This is a genomic window from Paenibacillus macquariensis (assembly GCF_900156375.1).
GTDB lineage: Bacteria > Bacillota > Bacilli > Paenibacillales > Paenibacillaceae > Paenibacillus_AQ > Paenibacillus_AQ macquariensis.
The window spans coordinates 215,880-229,910 of sequence record NZ_FTNK01000004.1 but is presented as its reverse complement, the minus strand read 5'-3'; the positions used below and the strand labels follow the sequence as shown (position 1 = coordinate 229,910).

The window sequence follows — 14,031 nt, the reverse complement described above, 5'->3', positions numbered from 1 at the left end:
CGTGATAGATAGCGGTTCTTCATTTACAATTCAACTTCCATATACTTGATAAGGTACATTTCAGGCTGCGCCAGAAACTCCGCAAAGCTGCAAAAGTCCGCATACTCCTTATGTTCCACGTCATAACAGCCTATTTGACCTTTTTTCTTCGGATTCCACACTAGATACAGATGGGAGTAATTATCGATATCGGCTGACAGACGCAGCAGCTTTTGCCGGCCGACCTTCATCTCAATCGTATCGGTCAATGTGAAGAAATCGATATACGCGATTTCGTATTCATTCGGCGCGAGCTCAAGGCGAAGCTTGTCTCCGGTAAGAAAGCCGGCCAGTTCATCGGACAATTTATATTTTTGCAGCTCGTACTTTTTATTCGCCACATCATGAAACTCGGTGGGTTCCAAAGATTTCAAATAGTCAGCCAGCTCGGTATGCTTATTGCCAACGTCGTATATTTGCTAAGTACGATGCCCTCTTCAATATCCCAGCCTGCCGCAATTGCAGTCTCCAGAGCCGGCATATTTCCTTCGTATATATGCATCGCAATTTCCGGCAGCTCTGCGAACTTCCCTATATCTTTCAGAGTGATCATCCATTACCCTCTCCCGCCCCAAGTCTTATGAAGAGTATAGAGAACCGCTTGGTAAAATACAACAGACTTAGGGCTTATTAGGGCGGGCAGGTATATATAAGTTAATTCATAATTACCTACAGAAACGCGCCGAAGTAAAACTCCATCGCTTCCCGAGAGTAACCGTCACTCCCCTGCCATCCCGCGACGGAGTTAAAATCATGTGACCCGCCTCGAAGCTTACGGGGCGTATCGCGTTCAACAAGCAACCCGGCATATCCCCATATTTCCATAATGACATCCCGCTCCTGCTTACTTGAAGGAATCGCATCCTTCCAACGCTTTTCCAACTGCCTGGCACTTTTATGATCGGCACAGCCCTGAATCGCTTCGGTCATTTTGCAGAGTATGGCAACATCCTCATTGGTAACCTCGTAGTCTTCTTCTTTACTGAATAGTTCGAGATCCAGCCAGCAATAAAGAAGGTGGTTCAAGCGGATACCTCCCCATTTAACCCGCTCGAAATTCAGCACGTTCAAATCCTCAATTACATAATCCCGGTCAGACATTATCCCGTGAAAATTGCAATCCCCGCAGTTGCTGTAATTCGGCCGCACTACGCTCCGCTGTCCGTATGTATGGGGAGGTAATCCGGAAGTCAGAGCCCAGCTCGAAAGAGCGCTTCGCAAATAGACTTTTTTCGTAGACAGACTGTGCAGAAACGCAGCCGCTGCCCGTTCTTTGGTTATCGTTTGATTTAATTCTTGCAGCCGATTAACCAATTCATCATGCTTAATCGTTATGGGATCGAACATCAGCCCTTTGCTATTGGCATAATCGAAATCCTCGCCGGCAAAAGCATTCGGCCTACTCTTCCACCCGCTGGAAGACCAGAAGGTGTCCAGCAAAATTTTTTTCGCCTTTTTATCCAAAACATCACTTCCTTGTCCGGTCCAAAACCGTAATGACATGCACCTTCATCATTTCTATTACCAGACTAGCGAGCTTAACTACCGTTCGCAAGGAGCTTTCGGCCCACAGCACCTGCTATGAATTACTCTGTTGCATAACCATTACGATCCGAAGCCTTCGTCGTCCAATAGCTCCCGCCACCAGCCAGCCACCTTCTCCGGATCGTTCCGAAACACGCCGCAGCCGTACGCTCCCAAGACAAGGGTTTTGTCTTCCTTGTGGGCGAATATCGCCAAAGCCAACCGCATGCGGTCTTTCATTACGCGTTCCGCTTTTTATACCTAATGTTAGCCTCTTTTTTCCAATGTACCAGGTCCTAATTCAAAATACCTCAACACTTCCGCCTAGGTATGATATAGTGAATGGAGCGGAAATGACAATCGGAATAGGAAAAAGAACGAAGGTGAGGGGAGTTCAACGTGAGAATTAAGCGGATTGAGTCGGAAGCAGCCGACCTTATTCCCTATATTACGGCGTCATCGGGGGGCCAAGGGATCGTTCAGGCACAGTTTCCGGTGTATTACGGAGTGATCGAAGGACTTCCAGCTTCAGTCGATGCCCTGATCGTAACCTCCGACCTCCAGGGCGTCGTGGAAGAGCCAGGGGGCTCGAAGCTGCTCGGTGAAGTGACGCCTGAATTACTGAAGATTCTGCTGTCCATCGACAGGCCCGACATCGATCCAGATCGGGTTGTCGTGCTGCTCTGTGGCGATTTGTACGCCGATCCAGAGAAGCGGGGAGGCGGCGGAGATCCGTGTTCCGTTTGGACTGCATTTCGCCAAATTTTTGGCACGGTGGCCGGAGTAGCCGGCAATCATGACCTGTTCAACGACGAAACGAAGCGATTATTGGCTGAATCTGAACAAGTCTACTTTTTTGAAGAGCCCGATAGGAAGAGTGCTGCCGAAATCGATCTAGCAGGGCTCGGAGGGATTATCGGAAGATCGGACAAGCCGAATCGAATGACTGAGCGTGACTATTTGCTTACATTGAAACGGCTTTTGCGTAAAAAGCCTGATCTGTTGCTGCTTCATCAGGGGCCGGAGGGAGGGTTATCCGACCAGATGGGCCATGCAGGAATACGTTCAGCGTTGGAAGCCGAGGAAAGGACGCTTGTGTTCTGCGGGCATGTGCATTGGGAACGACATATCGCTGAGCTTTCGAACGGGACGCAGATATGCAACGCGGACGGTAAAGTGTTTATATTCACAAGGTAAAAAACGAGCCGGAGCGAACCTAAAAAAACGCAGCTCATGATCGAGCTGCGTTTACATTTCCCGCCTTTAACACTTTCGGTACATACTACTCTTCCGCTTGATTGTGACCCTGTTTTCCTGCGTAATAAGGCTCGCCTAGATCAAGGTCGAGAACGATGCGACGAGGTGCCGCCAGTGAATATTGATGTTCGCAGCGCCAGCGCATGTCTTCGGTGAAACCGACCGTTTCCCCGTCGTCGATAATGTCTCCTTTATTAAACAAATAGTACCCGATATTCGCTATATGTTCGGCAACCTCATTAGGATCAAGATCATAATAATGGCACTGAACATCAGGAATACCAAGCGCAGCTAGCCCGACCGAATCCATCAAGCCTTCCTTACGTCCGCTTCCAGTCCCTTCCACATTATAAAAACGTATATTCATCGCTCCGTATAAAATAGAACCTTCCTCAATTGCAGCCAAATACGCCGTTGGTTCCACAAGTTTGTCGCTTTCCCTGAAGTAGATTGCATCGCAGGGGGCCGCTTCCAGAACCGCTCGAAGTACACCTGTAAACAGCTGCAATCTTGACTTCGGTTCCAGCCCTGATGCCATCATGTCAACCAGACGCAAAGAGTACTTGCATTCGCTTATGGTTTGAGCGGCTTCTTCCCAGTGCCAACATTGCTGAATCGCCGTTTCGTAGTCCGAAGCCGGTCGATTACTCGTGTTCATCAAGCTGGTCTGAGCCGGTATTTCGCCGTCTGAATATTGAACCTTATAATTTAAATGGAAAAAATGCAGCATTTGCTCCTTAGCGGTTTCATAAGCTTCCCAAACCGCAAGCCCGGCAGCTTGCTCCTCCTGTTTTTCCGGCTGCTCGGTTTGACCTGTATAGCGTTCCATATTTGCATAGATCACCTGTAGGTCCAGTTTTGGCTGCTGCCTATATTTCAGCTCAACCGTATAGACCCGCGCAAATCCAAAATCATTTTCTTCTTCAAGCAAATCGTTCATCTTACGTTATCTCCTTCCCAGGTTGTCAGTTTTTTTAACTTGAATATAGCGAGCAATATGTACGGTCGAAACGTTGTGCCACTAAATCTTCCTTAAGAATAAAAAAATGCAGCACGCCGGCATCCCACCAGCAAAACCCAACATCGTCGTCCGATTCGATTTCAAGAAGCATCAACGTATCCAGGGTTTTCCACCTGAAAATACCGAATTGGACTACTCACCATTCATAAAAATTTTCCTCGATCAGCGCCTCGAATGAATCCGCTAATAACTTGAACTCCCCAGTATCGTGATAACAGATGAAAACCTTTCCTGCCTGATTGATTATAATCGGATCGCCAAACCCATCCATAGAGATGACATAACCGGTTCGTAAAACCTCTGCAAAGGGAAGCTCCTTGAATTGCTCTCGGAACCCCAGCGTCAAATCGACAACCGTTTCTTTTCCGAGACTAGAGCCATTAGAAAATGCATATACCGCAAGACCTGCATACGCTCCACCAAACGTCCGGATAAAATGTACGTAGTCCTCATGAAAGCTTACATTCAGCCGCTGCTGTGCCTCAGCAATTTCCTCTTGGCTCGCCGGAATGCCTATTAGTGTGCTATTATCCTCCCGATGAAGGAAACTCTTTAATCTCTCCATTAACGCATCTTTCATTGGTTAATCGCCCTCCCTGCCAATTCATTCAAATCGGCTACCGTTGGTCCGCGAAATCTTCGATTTCTTTCGCCGGTTGCGTCCTGATCAGAATATCGGGCATCACATCTCCATCATCGTCGTAAACGGTCTCGACAAAAGGTCACATGGATGTATTCCCTGCCTCTTACAAATTATATAATGGAGCTTTTCCTGCTACAATGTTATCAGGATGAACGTCTGTTGGCTCATAGTCATTCATGCGAAGAAAGATATACTCGATTTCTTCTAATGGCATTTGCAATTCTTGGCAGACTTCATGAAGTCCCATGTCTTGCGAAAGAAGTTCCTGTGCTTTATTTATCTTTCCATTCAGCCAATTGTTCTCCAACATCCAATTTTTTACCTGGGCTAAAAATCGATATTGTGTTTCTTTATCTGCATACTTTTTATATTTAGCAACAGACTCCGACATATAATTATAGAGATAAATACCTAATGCCTCACGTTGCTCATTTTTAGACATCCGTTGATACTGCTCATAGCTTATGCTGATGTCTAATCCTAGAGAATTATCCCCGCTATCAAATCGTCTAAATGTTTTTCGACCTTTACTTTCAGGTAAAACGCGCAATACAAAATAAGATCATACGGAAACTTCCATGTTTCTGCTAATTCTTCTAACGGTAACAGTTCACCTCTCAATTGACCTACACACGTTCCATATGTAACTGAATAAAAAGCTATTTTCATTCAAACTTCCCTCCTGTAGTCTATTTTAAATGCGTTTCGCACCCTTTCGACAAGAGCCATTGCTCCATAACGGCAAACGACTGTTGTGCATCTTGCTCATACATGACGGCCACCTCTTGCTTGTTGGCATAATTAAATCTTACATAGCCCCCCAGTTGCCGGTAGAACAGGTGGCAAGCATATATGTTTTCAACTGACAGATCAGGCGGGAAAGCCGCTCGACACATTCCGGCCAGCTCCGGCAGCGAAAGCTGATCCTGCCCCGGCGGCAAGCGTAAAAAGAGATGGCTCTGAGAACCCGACCACGGTTCATAATAAACGGCTCCCTCTTGGCTGCTTCCATAAACCTGACGATATATTTCGTCCAGCACCATGGCGTACATCCCTTCGTCTTCCTGCTCCCTCGCCTGCAGAGAAAGTACTTTCAAGCGCTCAGCATGCCGAGGCAGCCAGAGCAGTTGAGCCGTCTGAGGATGCACCGCCAGAAAATCACCGTCCACCGTTGTGCCTATAGCGACACACTGGCTGATCTGTTGTTGCATAATCGGGCTGTCTGCGTCATGTTCCCATAAATCGTACTCGGCAAAAGGCTTAAGCACCTCCGTATCCGGTAAACAGATATTCATCCACCCTCTGTAAGTCCCTGCGCCGAATCGCCGCAAAAATCGGAGGTAGCCCGGCGGAAAAGAAGTCGCATCTTCCTCTACAAGCGCTTGGTTTCGGTCATCAGACAGCGGCTTTGGCCGAGATACAATATACATAAATACTCCTCCTGTTTCTTGAACGATCTTTCTTCCATAAACGAATCTCAAATGGTATGAAGCATCAAAATTTGCACACAATAGTGGAATCAAGGGAACTTGAGGTCAATTAGCCCCTGCTTTCTCCAGCAGGAGCATTAGATCCGTTTATTACCCTACAAAAATTCCTCCAAACTGATTTTATGCATTTCATAATCCGCACCGATGCTTTTCAGTTGAGCCTCGGTCTTCTCGGCACCCAGATCAATTCCCTTATACACGAGCAGAGGCGCCGCCTCCAAATAGGATTTAGCTTGCGAATAATCGCAGGAGAACGTTTTTTTGATAAACATCAGTGTCTTTATCTTATCGCTACCTTCACCTATAATAAATACTTTGTAGTACTTGTACTGTACTTCTTCGCCTGTATCCCACTCCCCGGAACTGCGTGGCGGCAACAAGACGCTATGAAGAAACTCAACAAGATTGTCATAAGCTATGAAAAAATCCCAGGTGCCCGTTCCGTGCTCCGCAGTATAAATGACGGTGTCCCCTCTGGATAGATCGATACAATAAGGGTCGCCTTCATCCGTAGCAATGACCAGATAGTTGTTAGGCCAGTCCGAGATGGCTTCATTCGTAACGGGATTATAGTTGTATCCCCATTGACCTTTCAGCATGTCTTTGGCACCGTAAATAGTAAGATTGATATATTCGTCCGTGCTCCAAGCAACAGATTCGGGAATATAATGCTTCAAAAAGTACAAGTATTCATCGGGCAGACGCCATTTGTCAGAAACGATACGTATTGCTTGTTCTTCTGCTTCGGTTATAAGAGACACGGGATATTTGGTGTAAAATTCGGGATCTTGTCCCCGCATCTCCTCTAAAGCGGCTTGCATCTTCTCTATAAAAGCATCCACTTCCTTATCATAATTCTCCAAAGTTATTCACCACTCTTATTCATCAGATTCATTTGCATATTCCTGCCGTTTATCATACACGACCTGGCAATAGTTGTAATAATTTATGTTATTTCTCACACACACTCTAACCTGGATGAGAGCAAAACAGAAGTTACCCGGGGCTTATCAAATTCTTGGAATATATACGTACGCCTATTTGCTCATACCCAAATAAAAGGTTATCACTTAAGAATTATTAACTCAACTTCCAATTCATTATCCTCTTTCATCAATCAACTTATCTTAAATTTTTCTTTACTTTACTTTACTTCACTTAAAATAAAAGGACTAAAGTAATGATCAAACGATCAACTTGAGTTCTTTATATTTGTTTTTGTTTTTAAGGTAAATGTGGCCATTATCAAAAATTTCTTATGAGCAACACACAGCACTCCACATGTGTTGAGACGGTAAAAGGGATATAAACCAAATTTATCATCTGTGAGTTGCTCTCTAGTTCTAAAATATGGATTATTACTCCTCTGACTCAAGTCTATTGAATCAAATCACAACTTTTTAGTTATGGTTTGATTCAATAGAATTAAAAATTCTTTCCATTAGCCTGATTAATCAGCTTTCAATTAAATCGTCATTTCTATTGAATAATGAATTTTATAAATCAACTGAACTTAAACTCCCTTTTAAATCGAATAACCAAACGTGGCTCCAGGCAACTTCGATATGCGCTAGTTATGGCTGTTCAGTGCGAACTGATTCGATCTCGCAATACTCGACTCAAAGAGTTTTACGAACGCAAAAGAACTGAAGGAAAGCCTCACAAGGTGGCACTAGTAGCCTGTGCAAATAAACTTGTTCATTGGCTATATGCCATTATTAAAAGCAAAAAGGCATTTCGGTTAACTTAAAACAGCAGTATTTTGGTATAACCTTCCAAAATGATAGAATTGGAGGGTTATTTGGCGTGCTTCCCACCTACTTACTTGTTATCGTTCTGCGCTAGTTCAATGATCATTTTTAAATATATACCTACAAATCAAATGAAGGCGGAATAATTCGATCAAAGTCTCTATGTACAAGTGCAAATTTATCGTCTGAACCCCACAACGGTTTAGAAAATGAAATAACCTCATTCTCTCCTCGCCCCTGCCCTCACAAGGATTAATGTATTTCGGCATGCGCCTTATAACAACCGTTTCGGGTAACAGCCCTTGTTGCAACGTCCCTTGCTTTCCAAGTCCCTTAATCCTAGCTATTCTTTCTGGACTTAGGTGCTTCCTCTAAGCCTGTGAGACCATTCCGCCATTGTTCGGCATAGCGTATTTCATAGGAAAAATTCTTACTTTACGCCCCTCACCCCATCGTTTGATGGTGCATATGTTTCCACATGCTCTAACTTTAGACCTGTACATTCGGAAGTTCGTCAGTTCAGTCTGTTTGAACATTCTCACCATATCCAGTTTTTCAGCCGCGCGGCATATCCATTGGCATACCTTTTCTATTAGAATGGCTCCAGCCTTCGTTCTGCCGAATCTACCTGTACTTCACACCTCATGTTCTGTTAAACATGACGCGCGCAGGAGTATTGGCGGGATGGTTTCGAGATACTTGGTTCCATCATTCCCATCCTCGGTTGTAAAGTTAAGATTACTCATTGTAATCTTCTGCTTTTCACGCTGTTTGGCGCTTATAGCAGAACTTGTCATACTTTCCCGTTAGCTTAGTTTTCGTTAATAAGTGATCATACTTTTATTTTGTTAATATCCATTTTTCTGGGTTCGGAGGTTTTGGTATCTGAACAATAGCTCTGTCAGCGCGAAACCAAGCAGTATGTTGAGTTCCATTTAATTCATACGTTATCTGATAATGATCACCGAAATCTTTAGCCCTTGAAGGCTTATTAAAAGGAGTCTGATTTGAACGGACTTTTTGAATAGTAACTATCGTTCCTTCAATTGATTGGATTTTATCTTTTATTTCACTTTTATTCATCTTCCCCTGATGTTTTCGGATTTGTATAGCAAATCTAACTCCAATAAAAATAATTATTATAAATAGAAAAATGGCAATTTTTCCGTATGTAGGAACCATCTAAAAACTCCTTATCTCAACTTACTTTATAATACAAACGTAAATCCATTTTGTAAGTTCCATATAATGTCTCTAATTATTAGCGATTGAGCAATAACTGCACTATGGAGCGACAAGAAGAACTTCAGGGGCTACCGATAAATCTATACGTTAAGAAAGCCAAGGACAGGCTTTTTTAGATCGTGGAAAATCATTCAAAGGGACGTTTCAATTCGAACATACGCGAGAAGGACTCTTGAAGTTGCTTCAAGTTATTCAAGACGTCGATCATACTTTTGGACATCTTCCTGCTCTTATTCTCGAAATTACTTTGCTAGAAATGTTCACAAGCTATTAGCTGGTATAGCTCAATAGGCCGCCGTTTTGAACACTTATAGAAAGAATAATATACTTTGAGTTTGATCGATTCCCGACTCATTTAACATATACTATTTGCGTTTCTTGCGAAGCTGGCGCAGCGCTTGCCTGGCATTGTAGGAAACGAGATCGTCTTCGTGATCGAGCAGTTGTTCGATCCGTTCTTCCGTTTCGGGGACTCCAAACTGCGCCAGACAATAGAGCATGTTGATGAGCTGAAAAGGGCTCTCCTCCGTACGGCTTGCGTTAAGTGCGATGTCCACGAGTTCTTCATCACGGCCGATGCGCCATAACGCAAGCGCAATGTCAACCTTCATTTCCCCTTCGGCTCCGGGAAGAAGCTCGTACAAAATGTCTTTCACCTTGTGCGATCGCAAATAGCCGAGCGCTATGACCGGCCAGTTGTCACGCAGGCTTACGATGCTGAGAAGCTCTTCTTCCGCTGCCTGACGTTCTTCCGCCGTCATGCGGTCGAACAATTCGAGCGGCGGCCCGTCTTTTCGCTTCTCCCATGTCGGGTCATCCAAGAAATAAATGACAAACTTCTGATATGCTTTCATCGCTATCCTCCTTGCTACGGATTTCTCCTCCCAAATTTGCGTGATAAAGATCAATTTCAGCGCTAGTGGTATTAATCGAGAAAATTGTAGTTAATAATCGGTTCAATATTTTCTACAGGCTCTTCACTTCTATGAAGTGTATACAAAGGAATTATTTCATTTCCAAGATTGCCAGAATAAGTACATAGCGATAAAACAATTTTTTCACCGTCACCCTCTATACAAATTGTAGGCCATTCTTTTTCAAGACACTCAGGCCATGTAAGCAATTCATTCCCTGGAATTACAGATAATTTTTTGGTATTATTTTTAATTTTGTAAGTTCCACTGACAATACATTCATCGAATATAATTGAATTATTCATTGCGTGAATATAATAGTGCCATGGCTTTATCCCCCAAGTGATTATCAATAACCCCTCTTCAAAACATTTATCAACCAGATCAGTTGTTGTAAATAAATCCACAAGATTGACTGCCCCATCACCAACCTCACTTCTTATAAATTCACTAAATAAATCAAGATCAACCATAAAAAAGCCTAGGTTTCCCAAGCTACCGTAAACAGAGGTACTACTAAGTTTACTGTTTTTTTTCAAATCAATAGAGTCTTTGAAAATCAGTATATACACAGTAATTGTTTCAATTTTTTGTTCGTAGTCTGTTAAAATGGGTGGTGCTTCCACTGATAAAAAATCTGGCTGAGATATCTCTTTTCGAAAAACTTGAATATTTACATGATACTCCCCGGACAATTCTATGTTTTCTCTTTGGTAAAGATTTTTTTGGCGTAATACACCTTCGATAATAGCTGTTTGAATGTTTTTATCCTCACTATCCGTGAAATTATTCTCATGTGAATAATATATAATATCATTTTCTGAAAACGATACGCTCTTATACTCCGCTTCTGCTATTTTTTCACCTAACACAGCAGAATCCAACAATAGTTGTTTATCACCCCTCACTTCTTCAACAATAAGTTTAAATCTACAAACTTCATACTCACTCTGTTGTTCACTAAAAGGTATTCTAAGATTGAAAAATCTAGATTTCAAATATGCATCTTTTATTTGGTTGGAACAATAATCTTGTTCCAACCAAATAGCTGTATTTAACATTAGTCTCACCTCGTTCAATTAATTGGGTACCCTTGTTGAGACGCCCATTTCTTCGTTTCTTCCCAAGCTTGAGCAGGTGTAACAATTTTCATTATCAATTCCCCTTTTGTACCATTTGAATTAATGATAGACAGATCCCCAGTGAATTTCTGGATAGTAGGGTTATTATAGTGATTTTGTAAACCATCCAACCATTGCTGATTCGTCAAACCTGATTTGTATCTGTAAGTCAACTAATTTTGTTCGTATCAAAAATCGCGGAGTTGGTCGGTATACTCCCACAGCGAATGTTCATCAATTTCGATCTGAATCGCCTGAAGTTCCTTAACAAGCCCGGATATAAGCGGAGTTAGGGCACCAAAAATCTCCTCTCGTTCCTCGGTATAAATAAACACCTTGCGCTTGTCTAGTTTATTGAACCCTTCGATATAGGTGGAAAAGGTGTGTTCGAGCTGCAGCTGCACGTCCTTGGAGGACATTTCACCTGTTTGCGCCTGAGCCGCAAACTCCCGTAGTTGCCCGCGTATCTGTTTATACAGCGAGGCAGCCTTTTTCGCTTGTACAGGTGTAATTCCATCTCGACCGTCCCACGCCCGAAATGGGTTATCGAGATTATCAGCTAGCCAATCCGGCTTGCGCGGTTGGTGAACGGATAAATCCAGACCTTGCTTCGCTGCTTGTTTGTAGGCTTGCTTGATCGTCTTTGCTGCATCATCCGGCAAGCTGGTCAACCACAACGTATGTAGCTGAGGCAACTGATGTGGATGTGGAAACTGCTCGCCTGAAAAGCCAAACATGTCCACCGTCGTGAACATTTGAAGCTGTTCGAGCTTGTACAGCTGCTCCATACCACGAATGTAGCCTGGTTTGCCCCACATACGTAAGCTCTGTAGCGAAGGAAACCGATCGATGACGTCTCCCAGATCGATGTCATCGGCAGAGTAAAGCTCCAGCACAGACAAATCCTTGAGACCCCACAAGAAACGATAGGTCTTCACCGCATCGCCATTCAATCGAAGCGTGATACCACGCCCTTCCCGCTCGTGCTTGATATAAACATCATGCTGCAAACTTCCTTCAAACGTCATTCGATCCATGTCCTTAGGAACAATCAGCTCATGGATGTTTTGCGGCTTCATTGTGAATTCTGTGATGAGTGTGTGCTGCAAATCAATCCGTTCCACGGCTGTCTGGAGTTCCAGCTCCAGCTTGTAGATAAAATCATGTGTTCTTACATAGTTCTCTAGTGCGGAGCTCCAATCAAAAACAGTCAAATATGTCAAACAAGGCAGACGGTCCAGTTCCGTGTAGTCGGTTAGGTCCGGAATTCGGTTCATATAAAGCGATCGGGTGTTCAATTGCACCATCTCTCCGGCAATTTCCACCTGTTGGCTTCTGTCTGACTTGCTGGCAGCTTTGAAGTTAAGTCGTTTGTCCTCCGAAATGCGCTCCCACTCCAGTTGACGATACATCTTACTCCCAGAATTCCAGCCTCCATAACTATTCGGCTGCTCTTCCACAAGGACCTCGAAATTTCCAATATAGGTATACTCTGGAGGAATTGGACCTGCGCTAATGAGATGATCCAGATGATCACTCCAAAAATAAAAATTGATCACAAGCGGCTTAACTTGTTTCAGCTGATCAATGGAAAGAAGCTCCCTCCCAGTCCAATGCAGCATCAATGCAGCATAGCCGTCTTTTTCGTCCGGTTTGTCTGCTGGCACAATATGCGTAATCTGACATGCGACATAAGCGTTCAATTGCGGATTCCAGAATCCGAATACATCACCTGGTTGTATCGACATATGTTACTCCTTTCAGTGTTCGAATGCGGTCATTGGCAAGCTGAAGCCAACGTTCAGACTCCCTGTACAGCTACTTATTGAGAACTAATAAGTTATTTAGTTTAGTAATCGTTTCCTTAGAAACTTTTTTTACTGTATAGGTCTTCATTTTGCTTCCAATATAGTAATGTCTTTTTCATAGAGATGGCGAACTCAGGATAAGCAAGATTGTACTGGACTCCAATGCCAACTGTAGATAGTAGGCATTGGGTGTATTTAGGGAGCTCGCCCACAATTGTGAAGAACATATCGTTATAGTCAAAATTAAGATACACGCTCTTTAGCATGACCATAGCTCAACGGATAGGTAGAAATGCGGGCAGTCTTACCCTCAAAGGCGGCATACTTGTTTGCCTCTCCGCATACTCCCTCCCAGCTGAAATTGGTCAGGCGAGAGGCTAGAAAATCGTTATAATCGGGTTCAGTGTGCTGCTCAATATCGGTGAATGCTATGCGCATTGAACCTCGGTTACGATAAAAGGCGCAGTCGATAATGATAATGCCGCCGTATAAGCCACTGGGATATTGAAAAGTAAGGCAGCTGCCGTTGTGATAATCACTTTCAACTTGCGTAGGTGGCTTAACCCTCTTTTTTGCTATACTTTTGGGTACGCTAATTTTGGCGACAAATGTATGTAAATACTTTTTTCGCTTGTTAATATATTGTACATTTGCCCCAAGCTGTTCACAGACAGTTAAGTCACTCCCACTCTCAATGATCTGAGCGACTTGCTCTAACAGCGAATCCTCTAAGGATTTCGTTTCCCAAAGGCAGTAGGATTACGCAAATAATACATTGTTTCTATCATCTGTATTATTTAAGCTATAAGTAAATTTTTCTTGTAACTCGCTTACAATTTGAGTAACTTCAGAACCCCGATTGTACTGCTCATTGAAATATTCCTTGATCTCACACGAAGTGTCGTTACCAAAAACCTCAACACTCCATGTTCCCATACGCTCATCACCTCTAGAAAGTTTTACACTAATGTAGGGCTTCTACTTCTTATCGGTATATTTCCATATTTTCATTTGCTGTGAGATTTCTAAGATGTGTCTAACTGATACTACCAGTAAATATTTATAATAATTTAGATTTGGGTGTGACATTCCCCTCCTCTGTTCCCGCATGTCTACTACCTAATTGAGTGGCAACTCCGTTCAAGATATAGTATGATTCTCTGTGAAAGGAGTGGGTAAATTTGGATACACGTGATATTGAAATAAATGAACTCATCT

Annotated in this window: 16 protein-coding genes and 2 pseudogenes; 2 read left to right on the top strand and 16 right to left on the bottom strand. The window is 43.3% G+C overall.

Going from position 1 to position 14,031, the window contains the following annotated elements; genetic code table 11:
• Positions 1-23 precede the first annotated feature (23 nt).
• The 4 genes and pseudogenes from BW961_RS09610 to BW961_RS09600 form a co-directional block, all read right to left on the bottom strand.
• Positions 24-446, bottom strand: a pseudogene (locus tag BW961_RS09610) (ankyrin repeat domain-containing protein); the annotation flags it as partial.
• Positions 410-592: a hypothetical protein gene (locus BW961_RS31880; RefSeq protein WP_394327617.1), complete on the bottom strand. Its 183-nt coding sequence runs from the start codon at positions 590-592 to the stop codon at positions 410-412. The pseudogene BW961_RS09610 and the gene BW961_RS31880, both read right to left, overlap by 37 nt.
• 116 nt (positions 593-708) lie before the next feature.
• A complete protein-coding gene (locus BW961_RS09605; protein ID WP_068585427.1) occupies positions 709-1,503 on the bottom strand; it encodes a hypothetical protein in 795 nt (264 codons plus the stop codon).
• Between the two features lie 141 nt (positions 1,504-1,644).
• Positions 1,645-1,791, bottom strand: coding sequence for a hypothetical protein (locus tag BW961_RS09600; RefSeq protein ID WP_342190354.1), 147 nt, complete (start codon positions 1,789-1,791; stop codon positions 1,645-1,647).
• 171 nt (positions 1,792-1,962) lie between these two features.
• On the opposite strand from BW961_RS09600, the gene BW961_RS09595 reads away from it, so the two are divergent.
• Complete coding sequence (locus BW961_RS09595; protein WP_068585429.1) at positions 1,963-2,760, top strand: metallophosphoesterase family protein; 798 nt, start codon at positions 1,963-1,965, stop codon at positions 2,758-2,760.
• Between the two features lie 85 nt (positions 2,761-2,845).
• Here the strand turns inward: BW961_RS09595 and BW961_RS09590 are convergent, their stop codons facing one another.
• The 7 genes from BW961_RS09590 to BW961_RS09565 all read right to left on the bottom strand — a co-directional run bounded on the left by BW961_RS09590 (position 2,846) and on the right by BW961_RS09565 (position 6,837).
• Entirely contained in the window at positions 2,846-3,760 is a 915-nt protein-coding gene (locus BW961_RS09590; protein WP_068585432.1) for a DUF4261 domain-containing protein, read from the bottom strand.
• A 34-nt stretch (positions 3,761-3,794) separates the two neighbouring features.
• On the bottom strand, positions 3,795-3,932 hold the full coding sequence (locus BW961_RS09585; RefSeq protein ID WP_082867476.1) for a DUF1963 domain-containing protein: 138 nt from the start codon (positions 3,930-3,932) through the stop codon (positions 3,795-3,797).
• A 45-nt stretch (positions 3,933-3,977) separates the two neighbouring features.
• Positions 3,978-4,421 carry an SMI1/KNR4 family protein gene (locus BW961_RS09580; protein WP_068585435.1) on the bottom strand — a complete coding sequence of 148 codons (444 nt, stop codon included), beginning with the start codon at positions 4,419-4,421 and terminating at the stop codon, positions 3,978-3,980.
• Between the two features lie 166 nt (positions 4,422-4,587).
• Positions 4,588-4,926, bottom strand: a complete 339-nt coding sequence (locus BW961_RS31145) for a hypothetical protein (protein WP_244555914.1) — start codon at positions 4,924-4,926, stop codon at positions 4,588-4,590.
• 38 nt (positions 4,927-4,964) lie between these two features.
• Positions 4,965-5,153 carry a hypothetical protein gene (locus tag BW961_RS31140; protein ID WP_244555913.1) on the bottom strand — a complete coding sequence of 63 codons (189 nt, stop codon included), beginning with the start codon at positions 5,151-5,153 and terminating at the stop codon, positions 4,965-4,967.
• 20 nt (positions 5,154-5,173) lie between these two features.
• A complete protein-coding gene (locus BW961_RS09570) occupies positions 5,174-5,914 on the bottom strand; it encodes a hypothetical protein (RefSeq protein ID WP_068585438.1) in 741 nt (246 codons plus the stop codon).
• 155 nt (positions 5,915-6,069) lie between these two features.
• Entirely contained in the window at positions 6,070-6,837 is a 768-nt protein-coding gene (locus tag BW961_RS09565) for an SMI1/KNR4 family protein (protein WP_068585440.1), read from the bottom strand.
• Positions 6,838-7,502: 665 nt separating this feature from the next.
• On the opposite strand from BW961_RS09565, the pseudogene BW961_RS09560 reads away from it, so the two are divergent.
• Positions 7,503-7,724 (top strand): annotated as a pseudogene (locus BW961_RS09560) (transposase); the annotation flags it as partial.
• Between the two features lie 841 nt (positions 7,725-8,565).
• Here BW961_RS09560 and BW961_RS09555 read toward each other — a convergent pair.
• The 5 genes from BW961_RS09555 to BW961_RS30415 all read right to left on the bottom strand — a co-directional run bounded on the left by BW961_RS09555 (position 8,566) and on the right by BW961_RS30415 (position 13,749).
• A complete protein-coding gene (locus BW961_RS09555) occupies positions 8,566-8,907 on the bottom strand; it encodes a hypothetical protein (protein ID WP_068585442.1) in 342 nt (113 codons plus the stop codon).
• A gap of 428 nt (positions 8,908-9,335) precedes the next feature.
• On the bottom strand, positions 9,336-9,824 hold the full coding sequence (locus tag BW961_RS09550; RefSeq protein ID WP_068585445.1) for a HEAT repeat domain-containing protein: 489 nt from the start codon (positions 9,822-9,824) through the stop codon (positions 9,336-9,338).
• Between the two features lie 71 nt (positions 9,825-9,895).
• Entirely contained in the window at positions 9,896-10,945 is a 1,050-nt protein-coding gene (locus BW961_RS09545) for a hypothetical protein (protein ID WP_068585448.1), read from the bottom strand.
• A gap of 248 nt (positions 10,946-11,193) precedes the next feature.
• On the bottom strand, positions 11,194-12,753 hold the full coding sequence (locus BW961_RS09535) for a hypothetical protein (protein ID WP_068585454.1): 1,560 nt from the start codon (positions 12,751-12,753) through the stop codon (positions 11,194-11,196).
• An 819-nt stretch (positions 12,754-13,572) separates the two neighbouring features.
• The gene (locus tag BW961_RS30415; protein ID WP_156510129.1) at positions 13,573-13,749 is read right to left on the bottom strand and encodes a hypothetical protein; all 177 of its coding nucleotides are present in this window, start codon (positions 13,747-13,749) and stop codon (positions 13,573-13,575) included.
• Positions 13,750-14,031 lie beyond the last annotated feature (282 nt).

What these genes read in the sequence shown, in the direction of transcription:
- BW961_RS31880 (WP_394327617.1), bottom strand. Translation starts at nt 592, where the DNA reads ATGATCACTCTGAAAGATATAGGGAAGTTCGCAGAGCTGCCGGAAATT.
- BW961_RS09535 (WP_068585454.1), bottom strand. Translation starts at nt 12,753, where the DNA reads ATGTCGATACAACCAGGTGATGTATTCGGATTCTGGAATCCGCAATTG.
- BW961_RS09590 (WP_068585432.1), bottom strand. Translation starts at nt 3,760, where the DNA reads ATGAACGATTTGCTTGAAGAAGAAAATGATTTTGGATTTGCGCGGGTC.
- BW961_RS09550 (WP_068585445.1), bottom strand. Translation starts at nt 9,824, where the DNA reads ATGAAAGCATATCAGAAGTTTGTCATTTATTTCTTGGATGACCCGACA.
- BW961_RS09580 (WP_068585435.1), bottom strand. Translation starts at nt 4,421, where the DNA reads ATGAAAGATGCGTTAATGGAGAGATTAAAGAGTTTCCTTCATCGGGAG.
- BW961_RS30415 (WP_156510129.1), bottom strand. Translation starts at nt 13,749, where the DNA reads ATGGGAACATGGAGTGTTGAGGTTTTTGGTAACGACACTTCGTGTGAG.
- BW961_RS31145 (WP_244555914.1), bottom strand. Translation starts at nt 4,926, where the DNA reads ATGTCTAAAAATGAGCAACGTGAGGCATTAGGTATTTATCTCTATAAT.
- BW961_RS09585 (WP_082867476.1), bottom strand. Translation starts at nt 3,932, where the DNA reads ATGCTTCTTGAAATCGAATCGGACGACGATGTTGGGTTTTGCTGGTGG.
- BW961_RS09600 (WP_342190354.1), bottom strand. Translation starts at nt 1,791, where the DNA reads ATGCGGTTGGCTTTGGCGATATTCGCCCACAAGGAAGACAAAACCCTT.
- BW961_RS09555 (WP_068585442.1), bottom strand. Translation starts at nt 8,907, where the DNA reads ATGGTTCCTACATACGGAAAAATTGCCATTTTTCTATTTATAATAATT.
- BW961_RS09570 (WP_068585438.1), bottom strand. Translation starts at nt 5,914, where the DNA reads ATGTATATTGTATCTCGGCCAAAGCCGCTGTCTGATGACCGAAACCAA.
- BW961_RS09545 (WP_068585448.1), bottom strand. Translation starts at nt 10,945, where the DNA reads ATGTTAAATACAGCTATTTGGTTGGAACAAGATTATTGTTCCAACCAA.
- BW961_RS31140 (WP_244555913.1), bottom strand. Translation starts at nt 5,153, where the DNA reads ATGAAAATAGCTTTTTATTCAGTTACATATGGAACGTGTGTAGGTCAA.